Consider the following 20507-nt stretch of genomic DNA (forward strand, 5'->3'; position numbering starts at 1 on the left):
GGGCGCGGGGGCAAGGGAGTTGGCGAAGTTGCCTCAGGTGCGGGACGGATCCGCAACCGTAGACTGCCGACCGTGACGGAGAAGCGGGCGGGTGCGGTGGACACCGGCAAGGCGCGGCGACCGGCGCTGCCGGCGACCGCCTGGGCGGTCCTGGGACTGCTCTCCTTCGGTGACGAGCTGTCCGGCTACGACCTCAAGAAATGGTCGGACTTCTCGCTGCGCTTCTTCTACTGGAGCCCGTCCTTCAGCCAGATCTACGGCGAGCTGAAGCGCCTGGAGAAGGCCGGCTACGTCAGCGCGCGCAGGGTCGCCCAGGAGACCGGCCACCGCGACAAACGGGTCTATGTGATCACCGACGAGGGAATGGCGGCGGTCCGCCACTGGGCGCGCGAGGCGCCCGTGGAACCTCCCGTCCTCAAGCACGGGGTGATGCTGCGGCTGTGGCTCGGCCACCTGCTGGAGGCCGACAGAATGCGCGAAGTGCTGGGCCGGCACCGGGAGTACGCGGAGACCATGCGGCAGCGCGCCGAGGCGGACGGCGCCCGTGCCGAGGAGGCGTGGGCCTACCCCTCCCTCGTGCTGAAGTGGTCACAGCGGTACTACGCCGCGGAGCGGGATCTGGCCGACGCCATGCTCGCCGATCTGGACGAGCGGGACCGCCGGCTCCGGTAGCCGCCCGGCGGCCGGGTTCCAACGGGCCGGACCGGTCGGGCGGCTACTGTCTCGTGGCGCTGCGGTGCCACCAGGTCGCGCCTCCGGTCACCGCGGCTGCTTGACCCAAGAGGCCCGCACTATCCCGGTCAGCCCGCTTCCCGCGCGGCTATCCTCCACGGGATGCCACTTCACCAGTACGCCTACTTCGCGCTGTTCAGCCGGCACACCTCGGCAGACGACATGACCTCCCAGCTGGGCATCGCTCCCAACGAGGTGAGCGTTCGCGGCAGCCGGATCACCGAGCCGGCGGTGGTTCCGGCCGACCACTCGTGGAGGGTCACCTGCCGGGAACCGGGCCTGCGCATCGACGAGCAGATCACTCGTCTTCTCGACAGGCTCCAGCCCCACACGGACCGCATCTCCCACCTCACCCGGCAGCTGGCCGACACCGGCGGCGGAGCAGTGCTTCAAGTCGTGCGCTACTTCAACGACACCGACCGAACCCGGCCGGATGCTGCGGACGCCCCCAACCTCTTCGGTTGGCACCTGGACCGCGAGGTCCTGGACTTCCTCATCGCCACCGGCGCCGAGCTCGACGTCGACGAGTACGACATGGCCGGAGACGAGGACTCCGGGTGAGCACGTGACCTCGTGCTCACCTGGGCGCAGGAGTCGTACTCCGACGGCCTGGCTACAGCCTCAGGAAGCCAGCACGCGGCGGCGGCAGTCGGCCGGCGTGCCCCAGGCGTCCCGCAGTGGGCGGGCCTTGCGGATCCACAGCGAGAGGTCCAGCTCCTGGGTGTACCCGAGGGCGCCGTGGAACTGCAGTGCCGTCCGCGCCGCCGCGTAACCGGCCTCGCCCGCCGCGACCTTCGCCGCGGCCACCTCCCGGCCGGCCGACGGCGCGCCCGCCGCCAGGGCCAGCGCCGCCCCGTGGACCAGCGGCTGGGCGAATTCCAGCCCGATGAGGGCGTCGGCCAGCCGGTGCTTGACCGCCTGGAAGGAGCCGATCGGCACCTGGAACTGGGTGCGCCGCGTGACGTGGGAGACCGTCGCCGCCACCAGCGCGCGACCCAGGCCGAGGGACTGCGCGGCGGTGGTGAGCCGCGCGAGGTCCAGGGCGTGTGCCGCGGCCGCGGCCACCGCCGGGCCGCGGGCGAGGACCGTCCCGCCGCGCGGACGGAACAGCCGCCGGGCCGGATCGAGGGACGCCTGGAGGGGGCCGTGGCCGTCCGCACGGCGCACCGTGTCGCCCTGGACGACCAGGACGGCGTCGGCGGCATCCGCGTCCAGGGCGTACGGGGCCTCGGCACACAGGCTGACCACGGCCTCGCCCGCGGCGATCCGGGGCAGCCACTCCCCGGCCGCGGCGTCCGCACCGAGACGCTCCAGGAACGCGGCCGCCGCCACCGTCTCCACCAGCGGCCCCGGCACCGCATGTCGCCCCAACTCATGGAAGGCGACGGCGAGTTCGGCGGACAGCAGCCCCATCCCGCCGTGCCGCGCGGACACCGCCAGCCCGAACACCCCCGCCTCGGCGATCCGCGCCCACAGCTCGCGGCCCGGCCGGTGCTCCCCGGCCGCCCAGGCCCGCGCCACGGCCGGGGTGCCGGCCGCCCCGAGCATGCCGTCCAGCGCACGGGCGAACTCCCGCTGCTCAGCGCTCAGGAGGAACCGCATCACCGGCGTCCCTTCGGCAGGCCGAGCAGCCGCTCGGCGATGATGTCGCGCTGGATCTCATTGGTGCCGGCGTAGATCGGCCCGGCGAGGGCGAAGGTGTAGCCCTCGGCCCACCGTCCGTGCGCGGGCGCCTCCCCGGCGCCCTCGGCGAGCGCGCCGGACGGGCCGAGCAGGTCCAGGGCGGTCTCGTGCAGGGCGAGGTCCAGTTCGGACCAGAAGACCTTGGTCAGGCTCGACGCGGCGCCGAGGTCGCCGGCTCCCGGCTCGGTACGGGCGGGGGTGTGGCCTTCCCCCGCGGCGAGCCGGGAGGCATGGGCGTAGGCGAACAGCTGGTAGGCGCGGGCGCCGATCACCGCGTCGGCGACCCGGTCGGTGAGCGGCCCGGAAACCGCCTCGGGGGCCTCCCGCCACAGCGCGGCCAGCCGCTCCGCGGCCGCGGAGAAGCGGCCCGGACTGCGCAGCGTCAGCCCGCGCTCGTTGCCCGCGGTGCTCATCGCGACCCGCCAGCCCTGCCCCGGCGCGCCGATGACGTCCGCGTCGGGCGCGAAGACCTCGTCGAGGAAGAGTTCGGCGAAGGCGGGCTTGCCGTCCAGCCGGCCGATGGGGCGTACGGTCACCCCCGGCGCGTCCAGCGGGAACATCAGATAGGTCAGGCCCTGGTGCGGCCGGGCGGGGTGCGGATCGCTGCGGAACAGCCCGAAGGCGCGGTCGGCGAAGGCAGCCCGGGACGACCAGGTCTTCTGCCCGCTCAGGCGCCAGCCGCCGGCGGTCCGTACGGCGGTCGAGCGCAGCGACGCCAGATCCGACCCGGCCTCCGGCTCCGACCAGGCCTGGGCCCAGATCACCTCGCCGCGTGCCATGGGGCCGAGGACGCGGGCGCGTTGCTCGTCGGTGCCGTGCGCGAAGAGCGTCGGGGCGAGGAGGTGGATGCCGTTCTGGCTGACCCGCCCCGGCGCGCCCGCCGCGTAATACTCCTCCTCGAAGATCAGCCACTGGAGGAGCGAGGCACCGCGGCCGCCGTGTTCCTCGGGCCAGGAGACGGCCGACCAGCGGTCCGCGGCGAGCCGGCGCTCCCACTCCCGGTGGGCGGCGAACCCCTCGGCGGTCTCCAGCGACGGCAGCGGCGCGGCGGGGACGTGGCCGGCCAGCCAGTCCCTGGCTTCGGCCCGGAACTCCTGCTCCGCGGCGGTGAATTCGAGGTCCATCACGCCGCCGCCGGCCGGCCGGACGGTCGCCGTCCGGTGCGGGCGTCCGGCTCGTGGAGGGGCCGGGCGGCGCGTGGTGCGTGCCGTTCGCCGGGCAGGGCCTCGTCGTCTTGGGCAGCGGGCATCCGCACTCCTTCCCTAACAAGTGTTTGGTAGATTAACGTACCGTCAGGAACAGCGTCGAGGCCCCCGCCGCCGCGCTCCCGCGCCGAGGGCCGCCCCGCCGGCTCCCCGAGCGCCGGCGGCACGCCCGCGCCGGTCCCGCACCCGGCCCGCCTCAGGAGGCCCGCGCATGACCTCGCCCCCCTATGTGCCCGGCCACCGGCTGCTCGACGGCCGGACCGCCGTCATCACCGCGGCCGCCGGAGCCGGCATCGGCGGCGCCACCGCCCGCCGCTTCCTGGAAGAGGGCGCCCGGATCGTCATCGGCGACAGCCATGCCCGCCGCCTGACGGAGAGCACCGAGGCGCTCGCCGCGGAGTTCGGCGCCGGCCAGGTGGCGTCCCTGCCGTGCGACGTCACCGACGAGGACCAGGTGGGCGCCCTGCTGGCGCTGGCCGAGGAGCGCCACGGCCGCCTCGACATCGTGGTCAACAACGCCGGACTCGGGGGCACCGCCGACCTCGTCGAGATGACCGACGCGCAGTGGGGCGCGGTCCTCGATGTCACCCTGAACGGCACCTTCCGCTGCACCCGGGGCGCCCTGCGCCGGATGAAGGCGGCCGGCCGCGGCGGGGTGATCGTCAACAACGCCTCCGTCGTCGGCTGGCGCGCCCAGCGCGGTCAGGCCCACTACGCCGCGGCCAAGGCCGGCGTGATGGCGCTGACCCGCTGCGCCGCCGTGGAAGCCGCCGGGTACGGCGTCCGCGTCAACGCGGTCGCGCCCAGCCTCGCCATGCACCCGCATCTGGTGAAGGTGACCACCCCCGAGCTGCTGGCGGAGCTCACCGAGCGGGAGGCGTTCGGCCGCTACGCCGAGCCCTGGGAGGTCGCCAATGTCATCGTCTTCCTGGCCTGCGACTACTCCTCGTACCTGACCGGGGAAACGGTGTCCGTCAGCTCCCAGCGCGCCTGAGGGAGCGCGCCCGCCGGCAGGCCTTGCGCAACCGGCCGGCGCCTCCGCAGAATCTGACCCAGGAGACCACCATGTCCGAGGCCTATGTCGTCGAAGCGGTCCGCACCCCGGTCGGGAAGCGGGGTGGCGGGCTGTCGGCCGTGCACCCCGCCGATCTGGGCGCTCATGTGCTGACCGCGCTGATGGCGCGCAGCGGCGCCGATCCGGCCGCCGTCGAGGACGTCGTCTTCGGCTGTCTGGACGCGGTGGGACCGCAGGCCGGCGACATCGCCCGTACCTGCTGGCTGGCCGCCGGGCTGCCCGAGCACGTGCCCGGCGTCACCGTCGACCGCCAGTGCGGCTCCTCCCAGCAGGCCGTGCACTTCGCGGCCCAGGCCGTGCTCTCCGGCACCCAGGACCTGGTCGTCGCGGGCGGGGTGCAGAACATGTCGCAGATCCCGATCGCCTTCGCCAGCCGCCGGGCCGCCGAACCGCTCGGGCTGACCGACGGCCCGTTCGCCGGGTCCGTGGGCTGGCGGGCCCGCTACGGGGACGCGCCCGTCGACCAGTTCCACGGCGCCGAACTCATCGCCGAGAAGTGGCACCTCTCCCGCGCCGACATGGAGGAGTTCGCGCTCCGTTCGCACCAGCGGGCCGTCCGCGCCCTCGACGAGGGCCGTTTCGACCGGGAGACCGTCGCCTACGGGGAGGTCACCGCCGACGAGGGACCGCGCCGCACCACCTCCCTGGAGAAGATGGCCGCCCTGCCGCCGGTCGTCCCGGGCGGCCTGCTGACCGCGGCGGTCTCCTCCCAGGTCTCCGACGGCGCGGCCGCCCTGCTCCTCGCCTCCGGGCGGGCGGTGGCCGCGCACGGTCTGACCCCGCGGGCCCGCATCCACCATCTGTCGGTGCGCGGCGAGGACCCGATCCGGATGCTGTCCGCACCGATCCCGGCGACCGCGTACGCGCTGAAGAAGACGGGCATGTCGATCGACGACATCGATCTGGTCGAGATCAACGAGGCCTTCGCGCCCGTCGTCCTGGCCTGGATCGAGGAGACCGGCGCCGACCCGGAGCGCGTCAACGTCAACGGCGGCGCCATCGCCCTGGGCCATCCGCTCGGCGCGACCGGCGTCCGGCTGATGACCACGCTGCTGCACGAACTGGAGCGCACCGGCGGCCGGTTCGGGCTGCAGACCATGTGCGAGGGCGGCGGCCAGGCCAACGTCACGATCATCGAACGACTCTGACGCATCATCAGAAGTCAGTCTGCTGGTTCGGCAGCCGCCTCATCACGCCTGCCGGCCCGGCAGCACGGTCAGCGTCGCGCGCGCCTCGGCCATGATCCGGTCGACGAGTTCCGCGCAGGACGGCAGATCCCCGATCACCCCCGCGACCTGTCCGGAAGCCATGACCCCGAGGTCGGTACGGCCCTCGACCATCGACGCCCGCAGCAGCATCGGGGTGTTGGCCGCGAGCAGGACCTGGCTCCAGGAGAGGTCCCTGCCGTGCTTCATCGCCAGACCGTCCCGGATCATCTGCCCCCAGCTCAGCCCGGACAGCTTCCGGAACGACGCGGCCCGGCGCACCGCGTGCAGCAGCGCGGCGGTGCGCCCGGAGCGCTCCAGCGCCTCGACCAGCTCGCTGCGCAGCATCCGGTGCGGCAGCCCGTCCACCTTCGTGGTGACCGTGATGTCGCCGACGGCGGCCGCCAGATAGCGGGCCTGTACGGCCGGTGGCACGGTGCTGTCCGACGTCAGCAGGAAGCGGGTTCCCATGGCGATCCCGGCCGCACCGTAGGCCAGCGCCGCGATCAGCCCCCGGCCGTCGAAGAAGCCGCCCGCGGCGATCACCGGGATGTCCACCGCGTCCACCACCTGCGGCAGCAGCACGCTCGTGGCGACGCTCCCGGTGTGCCCACCGCCCTCGCCGCCCTGCACGATGACCGCGTCCGCGCCCCAGGCCGCGACCTTCTCGGCATGGCGGCGGGCCCCGACCGACGGGATGACGACGACGCCCGCGTCCTTGAGCCGGGCGATCAGCTCACGGGAGGGAGCCAGCGCGAACGAGGCGACCCGTACGCCCTCCTCCACGATGATCCGCACCCGGTCACCCGCATCGGCCGCGTCCGCCCGCAGATTGACCCCGAAGGGTGCCTCGGTACGGGACGCGACCTCGCGGACCGCCGCCCGCAGTTGCCCGACGGTCATGGTGGCCGAGGCCAGGATCCCCAGGGCGCCCGCCTCGGCCGCGGCCGACACCAGCCGGGGCCCGGCCACCCATCCCATGCCGGTCTGCACGAGGGGATGGCGCACCCCGACGAGCCGGGTCAGCGGGGTCTCGATCCGGTGCTCCGTCATCCCTGCGGCACCTCGCGCTCGCGCAGCCCCTCGGGATCCAGCTCCGTACGGATCAGCCGGAGTTCGGCCGCGGTGGGCTCGCGGGTGCAGCGCACCTCGTCGGGCAGTGCGAGCGGGAACCCGGTGGCCTCCTGGACCTGTCCGGCCGTCACTCCCGGGTGCACGGAGACCAGCCGCATGGTGTGGTCCGGGGTCTCGAAGTCGAAGACCCCGAGGTGGGAGACGACCCGCGGGATGCGGTGGTAGCGGGTCGCGGACGGGCCGGCGGCGGCCGCGCTGTCGTAGCCGACCCCGCAGATCATGTCGACCCGCTCGACGAAGACCCGCGCCGAATGCTTCGGCACCCAGTAACTCACCGGATTGTTGAGAGTGTTGACGGGCGCGCCGCGGACGCCGAGGAGCTGGCGGTCGGGCCGCTGCCAGTCGCCGATGCAGGAGATGTTCTGGTTGCCGAAGCGGTCGAGCTGGCTCGCGCCCATCATCACGTGCCGCTTCCCGCCGGTCACCAGGGCCAGATGCCGGCGGTAGGGCAGCCAGCCCTCCGCGGTACCGTCCGGGCCCACGAGCAGCGCCTCCCCGTCGGTCAGCAGCAGATCGGGGGAGAACGTGCGCCGGGCGAGCCGGGCGCCGAGCGACGGGATCAGGCCCATCGGGCTGGCGAGCACCTCCCCGTTGTCGCGCCAGGCCTCGGCACAGGCGATCACGCAGAACTCGGCGCGGGTGGCCGTGCTGGTCGGGCTCACTGCTGCTCCTCGTGCCAGGTCTGGACCGCCGACTGGTACGCCTTCTCGTCCCCCGACAGGAACCGCTCGGCGAACTCCGGCCAGGGCGTGGTCGCGTACATCCGCTGGAAGGCCTCGTCGCGGTCGTGATCGGGGACGCAGGAGGTGAAGTGCGCCCCGTTCGGGGTCTCGACGACGCCGGTCACCGTGTGCCGCTGGACCAGCAGCGTCTGCGGGAGGGCCGTGCCGAAGTCGTCCACGAGCCGCTCGCAGGAGACATAGGCCTCCTCCGCGGCCGCGCAGAACAGATCGTCGAAGTACGGGTCGGGGCCCAGGTACTGGCCGTTTCCCCGCCGGTCGGCACGGTTGAGATGGACCAGCGCCGCGTCCATCCGCAGCGCCGGCGCGGCGACGAAGGTCTCCCCGTCCTCGTACGGCGAGGTCACCGTCCGCAGGCCCGGGTTGACCCGCATGACGTCCGAGCCGAGACCGGCCCGTACGGGGAGGAACGGCAGCCGGTGGGCGGCTGCGGTCAGGCCCCACAGGAACATCGCCTCGTCGATCTCCCGCAGCTCGAACGCGCCACGCTGGCGCGCCGCGCGGAAGTGCGGCTCCAGGGGGATCGAGTCGAGGGTCACGAACGCCGCGACCAGCGTGCGGATCCGGCCCGCGGCGGCGAGCAGCCCGACGTCGGGGCCGCCGTACGAAATCACGGTCAGATCGGTGATGTCGGAGCGCAGCAGCGCCCGTACCAGCGCCATCGGCTTACGGCGCGCCCCCCAGCCGCCGATGCCGAGGGTCATCCCGCTGCGCAGCCGGGAGACGACGTCCTCCGGCGTCATGGTCTTGTCGGTCACGGTCGGCCTTCCTCTGTTGGTGAGCCGGCCGGTGCGCCGGCCGGTGCGCCGAAGGTGTCGCGGACGCGGTCGGCGACACCGCTGAGGTTCGCCTCGAAGGTGAAGCCCTGCTCGAAGCGGTAACTGCGATGGACGTCCACGGGGTCGATGCCGTTGATCGCGGCCTTGGCGAGACGGAGGAGACCGCCGTCCTTCCGGGCGATCTCCCGCGCCAGATCCAGTGCGGCGTGGCGCAGTCCGGCGCGCGGGACGACCTTCCACACCGAGCCGTGCGCCTGGAGTTCGGCGGCGGTGGCGGTGCGCGAGGTGTAGTAGAGCGCGCGCATCAGATGCTGGGGGACCAGCCGGGCCAGATGGGTGGCCGCGCCGAGCGCACCGCGGTCCAGCTCGGGCAGGCCGAAGGTGGCCTCCTCACTGGCCACGATCGCATCCGCGTTCCCGACCAGCCCGATGCCGCCGCCCAGACAGAAGCCGTGCACCGCCGCGACGACCGGTACCTCGCACGCGTAGACCGCCGAAAACGCCTCGGCGCAGCCGCGGTTGACACCGATCAGGGCGTCATGACCGCCGGCGGCGGCGTCCCGCTGCAACTCCTTGATGTCGACGCCGGCGTTGAAGCCGCGGCCCTCGGCGGCGAGGACGACACAGCGCAGGTCCGGGTCGTGGCCGGCGGCCCGTACGGCGTCGGCGAGGTCGTACCAGCCCTGCACCGGAAGGGCGTTGACCGGAGGGAAGTCGACGGTGATCACGGCGATGCCGTGGTCCGGCCTGGAGGTGGAGACACCCATGAGTGGATCAGCTACCTTTCCACCAAGCGTTTGTTAGGTAGCGAAGTTAGCAGCGGACCGCGCGCTGCGGGAGGGGTGCCGAGTGAGCCTGACCCTCGATCTGTCCGGACAGCTCGCCGTGGTCACCGGCGGCACCCGGGGCGTCGGCGCCGGTATCGCCTGCGCTTTCCTGCGGGCCGGTGCCGAGGTCGTGATCTGCGCCCGCCGGCCGCCGGAGCGCCCCGTCGCGGCGGCCGGCCGCAGCGCCCGTTTCCACCCGCTCGATCTGCGCGAACCCGACGCCGTACGGGCATTCTTCGACCGGCTCGCGGCGGCGCACGGCCGGCTGGACTGCCTGGTGAACAACGCCGGCGGCACGCCGTACCGGCTGCTCGGACAGACCGACGCCGAGCGGCACGCCCGGGTCGTCGCGCTCAACCTCCTCGCGCCGCTGACCGCCTCGCTCGCCGCCTACGAGGTGATGCGGCAGCAGCCGGCCGGCGGTTCGGTCCTGATGATCGGCAGTGTCAGCGGCACCCGCCCGTCGCCCGGGACCGCCGCCTACGGCGCGGCCAAGGCGGGTCTGGAGAACCTCGCCCGCTCCATGGCCGTCGAGTGGGCTCCCCGGGTCCGCGTCAACACCCTCGTCCTCGGCATGGTGCGCACCGAACTCTCCGCCCTGCACTACGGGGACGAGGCGGGCATCGCCGCCGTCGGCGCCACCGTCCCGGCCGGCCGGCTCGCCGAACCCGCCGAGATCGGCGACGCCTGCGTCTTTCTCGCCTCCGACCGGGCCGCGTACCTCACCGGCGCCAGCCTGCTCGTCCACGGCGGCGGCGAGCGCCCCGCCTTCCTGGACGCCGCCACGGTCAACCACCCCACCGCCGACCACCCCACCGCCTTCCGTGAAGCCGCCGACGAGCCTCCCTCGATCGCCGGTACCGAAGCCCCCGAGGAGAATTGACATGACCGGAATCTGCGCCGGACGGGTCGTCGTCGTCACGGGAGCCGGCCGGGGGCTCGGCCGGGCCCATGCGCTGGCTCTCGCCGCCGAGGGAGCCCAGGTCGTGGTGAACGACCTCGGGGTGGCTCCCGACGGCGCCGGCGCCTCGGCCGGCCCGGCCCAGCAGGTCGCCGACGAGATCCGGGCACGCGGCGGCCAAGCCGTCGCCCACAGCGGCGACATCACCACCACCGAAGGCGCCGCCTCCCTCGTCGCCACCGCCCTGGACACCTTCGGCCGGCTCGACACCCTCGTCAACAACGCCGGATTCCTGCGCGACCGGATGCTCGTCAACCTCGACGAGGACGACTGGGACGCCGTCATCCGCGTCCACCTCAAGGGCCACTTCCTCCCGCTACGGCACGCCGCGGCCCACTGGCGGGCCGAAGCCAAGTCCGGCCGCACGCCCGACGCCCGCGTCCTCAACACCGCTTCGGGCGCCGGGCTGCTCGGCAGCGTCGGACAGGGCAACTACTCCGCCGCCAAGGCCGGCATCATCGGCCTCACCCTCGTCGCCGCCGCTGAAATGGCCCGCTACGGCGTCCAGATCAACGCCATCGCGCCGGCCGCCCGCACCCGGATGACCGAGCGGACCTTCGCCGCGACGATGGCGGCGCCGGCCGACGGGGAGTTCGACGCGATGGCCCCGGAGAACGTCTCCCCGCTGGTGGTCTGGCTGTCCTCCGCCGACAGCGCCGGGGTCACCGGCCGGGTCTTCGAGGCCGAGGCGGGCCGCATCACGGTGATGGAGGGCTGGCGCCCCGGCCCCACCGTGGACAAGGGAAGCCGCTGGACCCCGGCCGAGGCGGGCGGGGCCGCCCGCCGGCTGCTGGCCGCCGCGGAGGAGCCGGGGCCGGTGTACGGCGCGCGGTGACGGGCCCGGCCGGGGGCCCGACCGGGGGCGTACCGCCGTCGGGTAGCCGACGGCCGGCTGCCGGCTGCCGGCTGCCGTTCGGCGGTCCCACGGTGCCCGGGCCCGGCGTCCTCAGCCGCCAGGGCGTCCCAAGCCGCCAGGGCGTCCCAGCCCCGCGAGTCCGGCGGCGCTCGCCAGCAGCTCGACGAGCATGTCGAAGGTGAGCCGGCCCGTGAACGTATTGCGCTGGCTGGGGTGGTAGCTCCCCAGCACCTGGAGTTCCCGTCGGCGGCCCGCGGCCGGCAGGGTCAGCTGGACGCCGTGACCGAACGCCGGCCGGGGGCGGGGGAGCGGCCACCCCGCCTCGCCGAGTACGGGCAGCAGCGCCTGCCAGCCGAAGGCGCCCAGCGCCACGACCGTCCGCAGATGGGGGCTGAGGAGTTCCAGCTCCGCCGACAACCACGGCCGGCAGGTACGGCGCTCGGTGGGCGTCGGCTTGTTCTCCGGCGGAGCGCAGTGGACCGGCGCCGTGACCCGTACCCCGTACAGCTCCAGGCCGTCGCCCCGGTGCGTCGCGGTGGGCCGGGAGGCGAGGCCGACCGCATGCAGCGCCCTGAACAGGAAGTCGCCGGAGGCGTCCCCGGTGAACATCCGGCCGGTGCGGTTGCCGCCGTGCGCGGCCGGCGCCAGCCCGACGACGGCCAGTGCCGCGTCCGGCGGCCCGAACCCCGGGACGGGGCGCGCCCAGTACTCCCAGTCCCGGAACGCCGCACGCGGATGCGCGCCGGTCCGCTCCCGCCATTCCACCAGCCGGGGACAGGCCCGGCACCCGATCAACTGCGCGTCGAGCTCGGCGAGCCCGCCGCACCGCGCCGCGTGGTAGGCCGGAAAGGCCTCCTCGTCGCTACCCGGCGGTGTCCGCGCCGCCCCGGTCTCGTCCATTCCCCCACGCTAAGCGCCGGGGCGGCCGGCCGGGGACGCGGCACGGTCGGCGAGATGCGCGGGAGGGGCGAGGTCCGCGGGGAGCGCGGGGTCCGGTTCGAGGGGGCCCCAGGCGGTGTGCAGGGGAAGTACACCGGCCCACAGGCCGAGTTCGGCGTCCGCACCGTCCCCGTCGTCCGGCGGTCCCGTCCGGATCTTCACGGACGCTTCGTCGAGGGAGAGGGCGAGCAGTGCCGTGGCGGCGAGTTCCTTGCGGCTCGGGCGCCGGGCGTAGTCCCACTGGCCCGGTGCCGCTTGTTCGGTCAGACAGCGCAGACCGGCGAGCTTCTCCTCCGGGTCGGTGACCGGGCGGGGAGTGCCGTACACCATCGCGCTGCGGTAGTTGACGCCGTGCTCGAACACCGAGCGGGCCAGCACCAGCCCGTCGACATGCGTCACGGTGACACAGACAGTCGCGCCGGGCGAGGCGACCAGGCTGCGGCTGGCGACCGACCCGTGGAAGTACAGCGTGCCGCCGTCCGCGCCGTAGACCGTGGGCACCACCATCGGTGTGCCGTCCACGACCACACCGAGGTGGCACAGAAAGCCGGCGGCCAGCACGGCATCGAGTGCGGCCCGGTCGAGGCTGCCCTGCTCACGCAGCCGGCGATGGCGGGTGCGCTCGGTCTCCGGCAGCGCCCGGCCGGTCGAGGGGGAGGTCATCACGGCCCTTCCGAGGAGTACGGGTGACGGGCCGGGGCAGGCAGCCGACCCTGCCCCGAGATTCTACTGATCCAGTGGTCATCTCGCCAGATGGAGCATGAATTCGTCGCCACGAAATTGAATGTCAACGAATTCCGCACATCGCCCGGCGGATGCTGCTCCAGCTGCGCCCCCTACCCCCGGGCTCCTGGTCAGGTCGACCCCCGTCGCCCACCCCGGGCCGTACGAGGTGCCAAGCATGGGTACGACACCGGACGGCGGCCCGTCCCGCCCTGCCCCCTTGGAGGAGTTCGCGACCGAGGCGTGCGAAGTACCCTTTTCCGAGCGTGTGTTGTGTGACATATTACTGACGTGCCCACGAGACACAGACACTCCCTGGACGCCGCGGACGTCGTGATCGTCGGGGCCGGTGTGGTCGGCGCCGCCTGTGCGTACTACGCCGGCCGCTCCGGTCTCTCCGTCGCCGTGGTCGACCGCGGACCCGTCGCGGGCGGCACCACCGGAGCCGGCGAGGGCAACCTGCTGGTCTCCGACAAGGAGCCGGGCCCGGAACTCGCGCTCGCACTGCTCTCCACCCGCCTGTGGCGCGAACTGGCCGCCGAACTCCCGCCGGAGATCGAGTACGAGACGAAGGGCGGCCTGGTCGTCGCCGCTGATGCGCCGGGTATGAAGGCCCTGCGTGCGTTCCGTGCGGCGCAGGGCGAGGCGGGCGTGGAGATTACGGAACTCCCCGGCGACCGGCTGCGGGACATCGAACCCCATCTCGCGCCCGGCCTCGCCGGCGGCGTCCGCTACCCGCAGGACGCGCAGGTCCAGCCCGCCCTGGCCGCCGCCCACTTGCTGCGTGCCTCCGGGGCCCGACTGCATCTGGGGGCCGAGGTCACGGCCGTCCTGCGTGGGCCCGGCGGAGCGGTTCGCGGCGTGCGTACCCCGCGCGGCGACCTCCTCGCCCCCGCGGTCGTGAACGCCACCGGCACCTGGGCCGGCCGGCTGGCCTCGCTTGCGGGGGTGACCGTCCCGGTCCTGCCGCGCCGGGGATACGTACTGGTCACCGAGCCGTTGCCGCGGGTCGTACGCCGCAAGGTGTATGCCGCGGACTACGTCGCCGACGTGGCCAGCGGCTCGGCCGCGCTGCAGACCTCCGCCGTCGTCGAGGGCACCCCGGCCGGCCCGGTGCTCATCGGCGCCAGCCGCGAACGCGTCGGCTTCGACCGCACGCTCTCGGCCGAGGTGCTGCGCCGGCTCGCCGCCCAGGCGACGGCGCTGTTCCCCGTCCTGGCGGGCGTCCGGGTGATCCGTACGTACCAGGGCTTTCGCCCCTACCTCCCGGACCACCTCCCGGCGATCGGCCCCGATCCGCGTGCCCCGGGCCTGCTGCACGCCTGCGGCCACGAGGGCGCGGGCATCGGCCTCGCCCCGGCCACCGGCCGGCTGATCGCCGCCGCGCTGACGGACACCCCCGGCCCGCTGGACGCGCGACCGTTCCGCCCGGAGCGCTTCACCGAAGGAAGGGAGCCGGCATGAACCGACGCCGACGCCGCACCCCCGCCGCTCTCGTACGGGCCGCGCCAGGGCCGGCGTTCGAGATCACGCTCGACGGGCGGGCGCTGTCCGCGCTGCCCGGGCAGAGCATCGCGGCCGCACTCTGGGCGGCGGGGGTGCTCTCCTGGCGGACCACGCGCCAGAGCGGCCGGCCGCGGGGCGCCTTCTGCGGGATCGGTTCCTGTTTCGACTGTCTGGCCACCGTCAACGGCGTCCCCAATCAACGGGCCTGCCTGGTACCGGCCCGGCCGGGGGACGCGGTCACCACCCAGGAGGGACACGGGCGTGCCGATCTCACCGTCTGACACCCATGACCTTGCCGTCATCGGCGCGGGGCCGGCCGGGCTCGCGGCCGCCGTCACCGCCGCCGACCTCGGGCTGACGGTGGCGCTGGTCGATGCCGCCGCCCGGCCCGGCGGACAGTTCTACCGGCAGCCGGCCCCCGGGCTGGGCGCGGCCCGTCCGCAGGCCCTGCACCACTCCTGGGGCGCGTTCGCCCGGCGTGCCGCCCGGCTGGACGTGCACCGCGCGGCCGGCCGGGTCCGGCACGTCACCGAGCACCATGTCTGGGCGGTCACCCGGGAGTCGGCGCACTGGGCCGTGCACGCGGTGACCGGGCCCGACGGGGCGCAGGGTCGGGCCGAGGTGGCCGCGCGGAAGGTGCTCCTCGCCACCGGTGCGTACGAGCGTCAACTGCCCTTCCCCGGCTGGACGCTGCCCGGGGTCGTGGGCGCGGGCGGTGCGCAGGCCATGCTCAAGGCGGGGCTGGTGATGCCGGGGCAGCGGATCGTGGTCGCGGGCAGTGGGCCGCTGCTGCTCGCCGTCGCGGGGTCGCTGGCCGCCGCCGGAGCCAGCGTGCCGGTGGTCGTCGAGGCGGGCGGCTACGCCGGATACGCCCGCGCGCCGCGCACGCTCGCCGCCAACCCGCGCAAGCTCGTCGAAGGTGCTGCGCACGCGGCCACCCTGCGCCGGTACGGCGTCCGCATCCGTACCCACAGCGCGATCACCGCCGTGCACGGCACCGACCGGGTGGAGGCCGTCACCCTGACCCGACTCGACCGGGACTGGCGGCCGGTGGCCGGGACCGGGGTGCGCGTCCCGTGCGATGCGCTCGCCGTCGGGCACGGACTCGTGCCGCAGCTGGACCTGGCGACCGCGCTGGGCTGTGCGACCCGCCGTTGTCCCGACGGCACCGCCGCGCTGGTCCTCGACGGCCGGCAGCGGACCACGGTCGACGGTGTCTGGGCGGCCGGCGAGGCCGGCGGTGTGGGGGGTGCCGAACTCGCCGTGGTGGAGGGCGAGTTGGCGGCGTACGACCTCGCGCGGCGGGCGCCGGGGGGTGCGCTGCTGCGGCGGCGTGACCGGCTGCGGCGGTTTGCCGGGGCGATGGCCGCCGCCCATGCGCCGCGGGCCGGCTGGTCCGACTGGCTCGGCGCGGACACCGAGGTCTGCCGCTGCGAGGAAGTCACCGCCGGCCGGATCCGGGACGCCGTCGACGACCTCGGGGCCCGCGACACCCGCACCGTCAAACTGCTCACCCGGGCCGGTATGGGCTGGTGCCAGGGGCGGGTATGCGGCCCGGCCGTGGCCCACCTCGCGGGGGAGACCGAACCCGCGGCCGGCCGCAGGCTCCTCGCCTGCCCTGTCACGCTGGGCGAACTCGCTCGGGAGTAACAGCGGTTCGGAACGGCGGTCTTGGCAATCCGCTACAGCTCAGTAAAATGTCACACCTCATAGAAGGAGACTGCAGATGGTCATCCGCACCCGCCCGTGGCACGGCATCATGGTCGCCACCACCCTCCCCTTCCGCGACGATCTCTCCGTCGACCACGACGCCTACGCCGCCCAGGTCGCACGGCTGCTCTCCGCCGGCTGCGACGGCGTCGTCCCCAACGGCTCCCTCGGCGAGTACCAGACGCTGACCGACGACGAGCGTGCCCAGGTCGTCCGGACCGCCGTGGCCGCCGCGGGCGCGGGGGACCGGGTGATGCCCGGCGTCTCCGCGTACGACAGCGCCGCCGCATGCCGCTGGGCCGAGCAGGCCGCCGAGGCGGGCGCCGGGTCCGTCCTGCTGCTGCCGCCCAACGCCTTCCGCGCCGACCCGGAAGCGGTCCGCGCCCACTTCGCCGAGGTGGCCGCGGTCGGTCTGCCCGTCGTCGCCTACAACAACCCCTTCGACACCAAGGTCGACCTCACCCCGGGCCTCCTCGCCGACCTGCACGCCGACGGCAGCATCGTCGCCGTCAAGGAATTCAGCGGCGACGTCCGCCGGGCCTACGAGATCGCCGAAGTCGCCCCGGAGCTCGACCTGTTGATCGGCGCCGACGACGTCCTCCTCGAACTCGCCCTGGCCGGCGCGGTCGGCTGGATCGCGGGCTACCCGAACGCGCTGCCCGAGGCGTGCGGCACCCTCTACCGGGCCGCCGTCGCCGGGGACCTGGACACCGCGCTGCCGCTCTACCGCGCCCTGCACCCGCTGCTGCGCTGGGACTCCAAGCCCGAGTTCGTGCAGGCGATCAAGCTCTCGATGGACCTCGCCGGGCACCACGGCGGCCCGACCCGCCCGCCCCGCTTCCCGCTCCCCACCGGGCAGTCGGCCCCGCTCCGCGCCGCCACCGAGAAGCTCCTCGCCGACGGTCACCACTGAGAGGAATCCCATGCGCACCCGCCACGTCTTCCATGCCGTCGACTCCCACACCGAGGGCATGCCCACCCGCGTCATCACCGGCGGCGTCGGCACCCTCCCCGGCGCCACCATGGCCGAGCGCCGGCTGTACATGGCCGAACACCGCGACGACATCCGGACGTTGCTGATGTACGAGCCGCGCGGCCATGCCGCCATGAGCGGGGCGATCCTCCAGCCGCCGACCCGCCCGGACGCCGACTGGGGCGTGCTGTTCATCGAGGTCTCCGGCTATCTGCCGATGTGCGGGCACGGGACGATCGGGGTGGCCACCGTCCTCGTCGAGACCGGCATGGTGGCGGTGGTCGAACCGGTGACCACGGTGCGCCTCGACACCCCGGCCGGACTGGTCACCGCCGAGGTGCAGGTCACGGACGGGGCGGCGACGGCCGTCACGCTCACCAACGTGCCCGCGTTCTGTGCCGGACTCGACCGCAAGGTCACCGTCCCCGGATACGGCACGCTCAGCTATGACCTCGCCTACGGCGGCAATTTCTACGCCATCCTGCCGCTGGACAGCGTCGGGCTGCCCTTCGACCGGGACCGCAAGCACGACATCCTGGCCGCCGGACTCGCCCTCATGGACGCCGTGAACACCACCGACCGGCCGGTCCACCCCGAGGACGAGCGGATCGGCGGCCTCAAACACGTCTATTTCGCCGCACCGGGATCGACTGCCACCCGCTCCCGGCACGCGATGGCCATCCATCCCGGCTGGTTCGACCGCTCACCCTGCGGTACCGGCACCTCCGCACGGATGGCGCAGCTGCATGCCCGCGGTGAACTCTTCCTAGGGCAGGACTTCGCCAACGAGTCGTTCATCGGGACCGAGTTCACCGGCCGGCTCGTGGGCAAGACCACGGTCGGCGGGCGGCCGGCCGTCGTCCCCACCGTCACCGGGCGGGCCTGGGTGACCGGTACCGCGCAGTACTTCCTCGATCCGGCCGATCCGTTCCCCGCCGGGTTCCTGCTCTGAGCGCGGCACCGGGGCGGCGGGTCGGTCGCTGCCGCCACCAGGCAGTACGCGCAACGTGACATTGTACGCTGGCACTCCGCAGCAACTCGGAGGACCACGATGGGTGAACTCAAGCACCGCAGCCTGATCACCGCGCAGGAGCGACTTCGCGATCAGGTCGCCCATCAGCTGCGCGCCGCCCTGATAGCGGGCGAACTCCGCCCGGGATCGGTCTACTCCGCCCCGGGCCTCGCCGCCGACTTCGGTGTCTCCGCCACCCCGGTGCGCGAGGCGATGCTCGATCTGGCCCGGGAGGGTCTGGTCGAACCGGTACGCAACAAGGGCTTCCGGATCACCGAGGTGAGCGAGCGCGACCTCGATCAGTACACCGAAATCCGTGCGCTGATCGAGGTCCCGGTCATCGGCCGGGTCACCCGCACCGCCCGCCGGGAACAACTCGAAGCCCTCCGCCCGGCCGCCCTGGAGATCGTCGCCGCCGCCCGCGCGCACGACCTGATCGGATATCTGGAGGCCGACCGCCGCTTCCACCTCGCGCTGCTCGGCCTCAGCGGCAACGACCGCCTCGTCGAAACGGTCGGCGAACTGCGCAAGCGCTCCCGTCTCTACGGCCTCACCCGCCTCGACGAGCGCAACCAACTGCTGCCCTCCGCCGAGGAACACGTGGAACTCCTCGACGTGATGCTGACCGGCGATGCCGAGGCGGCCGAGGCCTGTATGGCCCGCCACCTCGGCCATGTCCGCTCGCTGTGGGCCCAGGAGCGGGCCGAGCCGACGGTCCCGCGCGACCTCCAGGCCTGACCGGGGCCGGGGACGGCCGCCGGGTCAGACGTTCCGGGCCAGCAGCCCGTCCATCCACTCCTCCACCCCGTCGACGGTGCGCGGCAGCCCGCCCGACATCAGCCGGGCACCGTCCGCCGTGATCACCAGATCGTCCTCGATACGCACCCCGATGCCGCGCAGCTCCCGCGGCAGGGTCTCGTCGTCGGGCTGGAGGTAGAGGCCCGGCTCGACCGTCAGTACCTGCCCCTCGGCCAGGACGCCGTCCAGATACTGCTCGGCGCGGGCCCGGCCGCAGTCGTGGACATCGAGGCCGAGCATATGGCCGGAACTGCACAGCGTGTAGCGCCGGTGGAGACCGCTGTCGGCGGCGAGTGCCTGTGCCGCCGGGACGCGCAGCACCCCCCAGTCGGCCAGGCCCTCGGCCAGGACGCCCGAGCAGGCCCGGTGGAAGTCGCGGAAGCTGGCGCCCGGCTTCAGTGCGGCGATCCCCGCGTCCTGCGCGGCGAGCACCAGCTCGTACACCCGGCGCTGCACGGGGGAGAAGCGCCCGGACAGCGGAAGGGTGCGGGTGATGTCGGCGGTGTACAGCGAGTCGGTCTCCACCCCCGCGTCGAGCAGCAGCAACTGGTCCGGGTCGAGCGGGCCGTCGTTGCGGATCCAGTGGAGGACGCAGGCGTGGGCGCCGGCGGCGGCGATGGTCTCGTACCCCGTGCCGTTGCCCTCGGCGCGGGCGCGCAGCTGGAAGACCCCCTCGATCCAGCGTTCGCCGCGCGGGTGGCGCAGCGCGGCGGGAAGGGACCGTACGACATCCTCGAAGCCGGTGACGGTGTGCTCGACGGCCTGCTGTAGCTCAGCCACCTCCCAGGCGTCCTTCACCAGCCGCAACTCGCTGAGGACGGTGGTGAGTTCGGCGTCGTGGGCGGCATTCCGGTCGGACCGGTGGTGCACCAGGTCGTCCAGGTGCGCACAGCGCACGCCGGTGAGCTGCTCGGCCTCGGCCAGATCGGGGCGGCGGCCCACCCAGAACTCGCCGTACTTGCGGTCCCGGTAGAACGCGCCGCCGGCGTCCCGCGGCGCCCTCGGCCGCAGATACAGCACCGCCTCGCCGTCCGGTTCCAGCACCAGGACATGGCCCGGCTGGTCCTCGCCGGTCAGCCCGGTCAGCCAGGCGTACGCACTGTGCGGCCGGAAGCGGTGGTCGCAGTCGTGGGAGCGGACCCGCAACTCCCCGGCGGGGACGAGCAGCCGCTCGCCGGGGAAGCTCGCGGCGAGGCGGGCCCGTCGGCCGGCGAAGTGCGCGAAGCCGGGGACGCGGGTGCCGGCCGGGAGCGGGGGCGTGGCCCATCCGTCGGTCATGAAGTCGGCGAGGGCGTCCGACACCGGCAAGTCGTGGCTCCCGGTGTGGAGTTGGGTGGGGCGCACGGTCATGGTTACACCTCCGGGAAAGAAAGTTCCTGAAGTCTTGTCAGTGCAATTTCACATTACTATGTTATGGGTCACACCTCGTGGAGTGAAGGCCCCTCGCCTCGCTCTCCACCCAACCCCCCACCCCCTTCCGGAGGTTCAGGTGCCCCCTTCGCATTTGCCGCGCAGTGTCCTGCTGGTCGCGAGCCTCGCGGCGTCCCTCGCCCTGCCCAGCGTTCAGCCGGCCCGGGCCGCCGCGAGGCTCGCGCCCAGCAGGACACTGCGCGGCAAATGCGAAGGGGGCACCTGAACCTCCGGAAGGG

At 73.8% G+C, this 20507-nt stretch carries 22 protein-coding genes; 12 read left to right on the forward strand and 10 right to left on the reverse strand.

Going from position 1 to position 20507, the window contains the following annotated elements; genetic code table 11:
• The first annotated feature begins 72 nt into the window (after window positions 1–72).
• Together EST54_RS13930 and EST54_RS13935 are read left to right on the forward strand one after the other, a co-directional pair.
• A complete protein-coding gene (locus EST54_RS13930; RefSeq protein WP_244942511.1) occupies window positions 73–672 on the forward strand; it encodes a PadR family transcriptional regulator in 600 nt (199 codons plus the stop codon).
• Between the two features lie 162 nt (window positions 673–834).
• Window positions 835–1293: a DUF4279 domain-containing protein gene (locus EST54_RS13935; protein WP_129247915.1), complete on the forward strand. Its 459-nt coding sequence runs from the start codon at window positions 835–837 to the stop codon at window positions 1291–1293.
• Window positions 1294–1353: 60 nt separating this feature from the next.
• Here the strand turns inward: EST54_RS13935 and EST54_RS13940 are convergent, their stop codons facing one another.
• From EST54_RS13940 to EST54_RS35890, 3 genes are read right to left on the reverse strand one after another with little or no spacing between them, the layout of a single operon-like run.
• On the reverse strand, window positions 1354–2334 hold the full coding sequence (locus tag EST54_RS13940; RefSeq protein WP_129247916.1) for an acyl-CoA dehydrogenase family protein: 981 nt from the start codon (window positions 2332–2334) through the stop codon (window positions 1354–1356).
• Complete coding sequence (locus tag EST54_RS13945; protein WP_129247917.1) at window positions 2334–3539, reverse strand: acyl-CoA dehydrogenase family protein; 1206 nt, start codon at window positions 3537–3539, stop codon at window positions 2334–2336. Before EST54_RS13945 ends, EST54_RS13940 begins: the two co-directional genes overlap by 1 nt.
• The gene (locus EST54_RS35890) at window positions 3539–3664 is read right to left on the reverse strand and encodes a hypothetical protein (protein ID WP_275416016.1); all 126 of its coding nucleotides are present in this window, start codon (window positions 3662–3664) and stop codon (window positions 3539–3541) included. The genes EST54_RS13945 and EST54_RS35890 overlap by 1 nt, the downstream gene beginning before the upstream one ends.
• A 167-nt stretch (window positions 3665–3831) precedes the next feature.
• Between EST54_RS35890 and EST54_RS13950 the strand changes: the two genes are divergently transcribed.
• Together EST54_RS13950 and EST54_RS13955 are read left to right on the forward strand one after the other, a co-directional pair.
• Window positions 3832–4614: an SDR family oxidoreductase gene (locus tag EST54_RS13950; protein WP_129247918.1), complete on the forward strand. Its 783-nt coding sequence runs from the start codon at window positions 3832–3834 to the stop codon at window positions 4612–4614.
• Window positions 4615–4685: 71 nt separating this feature from the next.
• Entirely contained in the window at window positions 4686–5843 is a 1158-nt protein-coding gene (locus tag EST54_RS13955) for an acetyl-CoA C-acetyltransferase (RefSeq protein WP_129247919.1), read from the forward strand.
• 42 nt (window positions 5844–5885) lie between these two features.
• Here EST54_RS13955 and EST54_RS13960 read toward each other — a convergent pair whose 3' ends face one another.
• The 4 genes from EST54_RS13960 to EST54_RS13975 are packed head-to-tail and all read right to left on the reverse strand — an operon-like array spanning window position 5886 to window position 9320.
• Window positions 5886–6938: an NAD(P)H-dependent flavin oxidoreductase gene (locus EST54_RS13960; RefSeq protein WP_129247940.1), complete on the reverse strand. Its 1053-nt coding sequence runs from the start codon at window positions 6936–6938 to the stop codon at window positions 5886–5888.
• Between the two features lie 11 nt (window positions 6939–6949).
• A complete protein-coding gene (locus tag EST54_RS13965; RefSeq protein ID WP_129247920.1) occupies window positions 6950–7696 on the reverse strand; it encodes a CoA-transferase subunit beta in 747 nt (248 codons plus the stop codon).
• A complete protein-coding gene (locus EST54_RS13970) occupies window positions 7693–8532 on the reverse strand; it encodes a CoA transferase subunit A (protein WP_129247921.1) in 840 nt (279 codons plus the stop codon). Before EST54_RS13970 ends, EST54_RS13965 begins: the two co-directional genes overlap by 4 nt.
• Window positions 8529–9320 (reverse strand): enoyl-CoA hydratase family protein, encoded by a 792-nt coding sequence (locus tag EST54_RS13975; protein ID WP_129247922.1) that lies wholly within the window; start codon window positions 9318–9320, stop codon window positions 8529–8531. Before EST54_RS13975 ends, EST54_RS13970 begins: the two co-directional genes overlap by 4 nt.
• Window positions 9321–9402: 82 nt before the next feature.
• Here EST54_RS13975 and EST54_RS13980 point away from each other — a divergent pair, with 82 nt between their 5' ends.
• On the forward strand, window positions 9403–10263 hold the full coding sequence (locus EST54_RS13980; RefSeq protein WP_129247923.1) for an SDR family oxidoreductase: 861 nt from the start codon (window positions 9403–9405) through the stop codon (window positions 10261–10263).
• 1 nt (window position 10264) lies between these two features.
• Complete coding sequence (locus EST54_RS13985; RefSeq protein ID WP_129247924.1) at window positions 10265–11176, forward strand: SDR family oxidoreductase; 912 nt, start codon at window positions 10265–10267, stop codon at window positions 11174–11176.
• A gap of 111 nt (window positions 11177–11287) precedes the next feature.
• Here EST54_RS13985 and EST54_RS13990 read toward each other — a convergent pair whose 3' ends face one another.
• Both EST54_RS13990 and EST54_RS13995 read right to left on the reverse strand, forming a co-directional pair.
• Complete coding sequence (locus tag EST54_RS13990; protein ID WP_129247925.1) at window positions 11288–12097, reverse strand: uracil-DNA glycosylase; 810 nt, start codon at window positions 12095–12097, stop codon at window positions 11288–11290.
• Between the two features lie 9 nt (window positions 12098–12106).
• Window positions 12107–12799, reverse strand: a complete 693-nt coding sequence (locus EST54_RS13995; protein ID WP_129247926.1) for a pyridoxamine 5'-phosphate oxidase family protein — start codon at window positions 12797–12799, stop codon at window positions 12107–12109.
• Window positions 12800–13150: 351 nt separating this feature from the next.
• Between EST54_RS13995 and EST54_RS14000 the strand changes: the two genes are divergently transcribed.
• The 6 genes from EST54_RS14000 to EST54_RS14025 all read left to right on the forward strand — a co-directional run bounded on the left by EST54_RS14000 (window position 13151) and on the right by EST54_RS14025 (window position 18798).
• Window positions 13151–14323: an NAD(P)/FAD-dependent oxidoreductase gene (locus EST54_RS14000; protein ID WP_244942512.1), complete on the forward strand. Its 1173-nt coding sequence runs from the start codon at window positions 13151–13153 to the stop codon at window positions 14321–14323.
• Window positions 14320–14646, forward strand: a complete 327-nt coding sequence (locus EST54_RS14005; protein WP_129247927.1) for a (2Fe-2S)-binding protein — start codon at window positions 14320–14322, stop codon at window positions 14644–14646. The genes EST54_RS14000 and EST54_RS14005 overlap by 4 nt, the downstream gene beginning before the upstream one ends.
• A complete protein-coding gene (locus EST54_RS14010; RefSeq protein WP_129247928.1) occupies window positions 14627–16015 on the forward strand; it encodes an FAD/NAD(P)-dependent oxidoreductase in 1389 nt (462 codons plus the stop codon). The genes EST54_RS14005 and EST54_RS14010 overlap by 20 nt, the downstream gene beginning before the upstream one ends.
• A gap of 76 nt (window positions 16016–16091) precedes the next feature.
• Window positions 16092–16988, forward strand: coding sequence for a dihydrodipicolinate synthase family protein (locus EST54_RS14015; protein WP_129247929.1), 897 nt, complete (start codon window positions 16092–16094; stop codon window positions 16986–16988).
• A 10-nt stretch (window positions 16989–16998) separates the two neighbouring features.
• The gene (locus tag EST54_RS14020) at window positions 16999–18000 is read left to right on the forward strand and encodes a proline racemase family protein (protein ID WP_129247930.1); all 1002 of its coding nucleotides are present in this window, start codon (window positions 16999–17001) and stop codon (window positions 17998–18000) included.
• Window positions 18001–18099: 99 nt separating this feature from the next.
• Window positions 18100–18798, forward strand: coding sequence for a GntR family transcriptional regulator (locus EST54_RS14025; protein WP_129247931.1), 699 nt, complete (start codon window positions 18100–18102; stop codon window positions 18796–18798).
• A 24-nt stretch (window positions 18799–18822) separates the two neighbouring features.
• Here the strand turns inward: EST54_RS14025 and EST54_RS14030 are convergent, their stop codons facing one another.
• Window positions 18823–20208: an aminopeptidase P family protein gene (locus EST54_RS14030; protein WP_129247932.1), complete on the reverse strand. Its 1386-nt coding sequence runs from the start codon at window positions 20206–20208 to the stop codon at window positions 18823–18825.
• Between the last annotated feature and the right edge of the window lie 299 nt (window positions 20209–20507).

The sequence above is a fragment of the Streptomyces sioyaensis genome, from assembly GCF_004122735.1.
GTDB classification, from domain to species: domain Bacteria; phylum Actinomycetota; class Actinomycetes; order Streptomycetales; family Streptomycetaceae; genus Streptomyces; species Streptomyces sioyaensis.

What these genes read in the sequence shown, in the direction of transcription:
- EST54_RS14030 (WP_129247932.1), bottom strand. Translation starts at nt 20,208, where the DNA reads ATGACCGTGCGCCCCACCCAACTCCACACCGGGAGCCACGACTTGCCG.
- EST54_RS13995 (WP_129247926.1), bottom strand. Translation starts at nt 12,799, where the DNA reads ATGACCTCCCCCTCGACCGGCCGGGCGCTGCCGGAGACCGAGCGCACC.
- EST54_RS13945 (WP_129247917.1), bottom strand. Translation starts at nt 3,539, where the DNA reads ATGGACCTCGAATTCACCGCCGCGGAGCAGGAGTTCCGGGCCGAAGCC.
- EST54_RS14020 (WP_129247930.1), top strand. Translation starts at nt 16,999, where the DNA reads ATGCGCACCCGCCACGTCTTCCATGCCGTCGACTCCCACACCGAGGGC.
- EST54_RS14015 (WP_129247929.1), top strand. Translation starts at nt 16,092, where the DNA reads ATGGTCATCCGCACCCGCCCGTGGCACGGCATCATGGTCGCCACCACC.
- EST54_RS13935 (WP_129247915.1), top strand. Translation starts at nt 835, where the DNA reads ATGCCACTTCACCAGTACGCCTACTTCGCGCTGTTCAGCCGGCACACC.
- EST54_RS13985 (WP_129247924.1), top strand. Translation starts at nt 10,265, where the DNA reads ATGACCGGAATCTGCGCCGGACGGGTCGTCGTCGTCACGGGAGCCGGC.
- EST54_RS14025 (WP_129247931.1), top strand. Translation starts at nt 18,100, where the DNA reads ATGGGTGAACTCAAGCACCGCAGCCTGATCACCGCGCAGGAGCGACTT.
- EST54_RS13990 (WP_129247925.1), bottom strand. Translation starts at nt 12,097, where the DNA reads ATGGACGAGACCGGGGCGGCGCGGACACCGCCGGGTAGCGACGAGGAG.
- EST54_RS35890 (WP_275416016.1), bottom strand. Translation starts at nt 3,664, where the DNA reads ATGCCCGCTGCCCAAGACGACGAGGCCCTGCCCGGCGAACGGCACGCA.
- EST54_RS13975 (WP_129247922.1), bottom strand. Translation starts at nt 9,320, where the DNA reads ATGGGTGTCTCCACCTCCAGGCCGGACCACGGCATCGCCGTGATCACC.
- EST54_RS13950 (WP_129247918.1), top strand. Translation starts at nt 3,832, where the DNA reads ATGACCTCGCCCCCCTATGTGCCCGGCCACCGGCTGCTCGACGGCCGG.
- EST54_RS13955 (WP_129247919.1), top strand. Translation starts at nt 4,686, where the DNA reads ATGTCCGAGGCCTATGTCGTCGAAGCGGTCCGCACCCCGGTCGGGAAG.
- EST54_RS14005 (WP_129247927.1), top strand. Translation starts at nt 14,320, where the DNA reads ATGAACCGACGCCGACGCCGCACCCCCGCCGCTCTCGTACGGGCCGCG.
- EST54_RS13940 (WP_129247916.1), bottom strand. Translation starts at nt 2,334, where the DNA reads ATGCGGTTCCTCCTGAGCGCTGAGCAGCGGGAGTTCGCCCGTGCGCTG.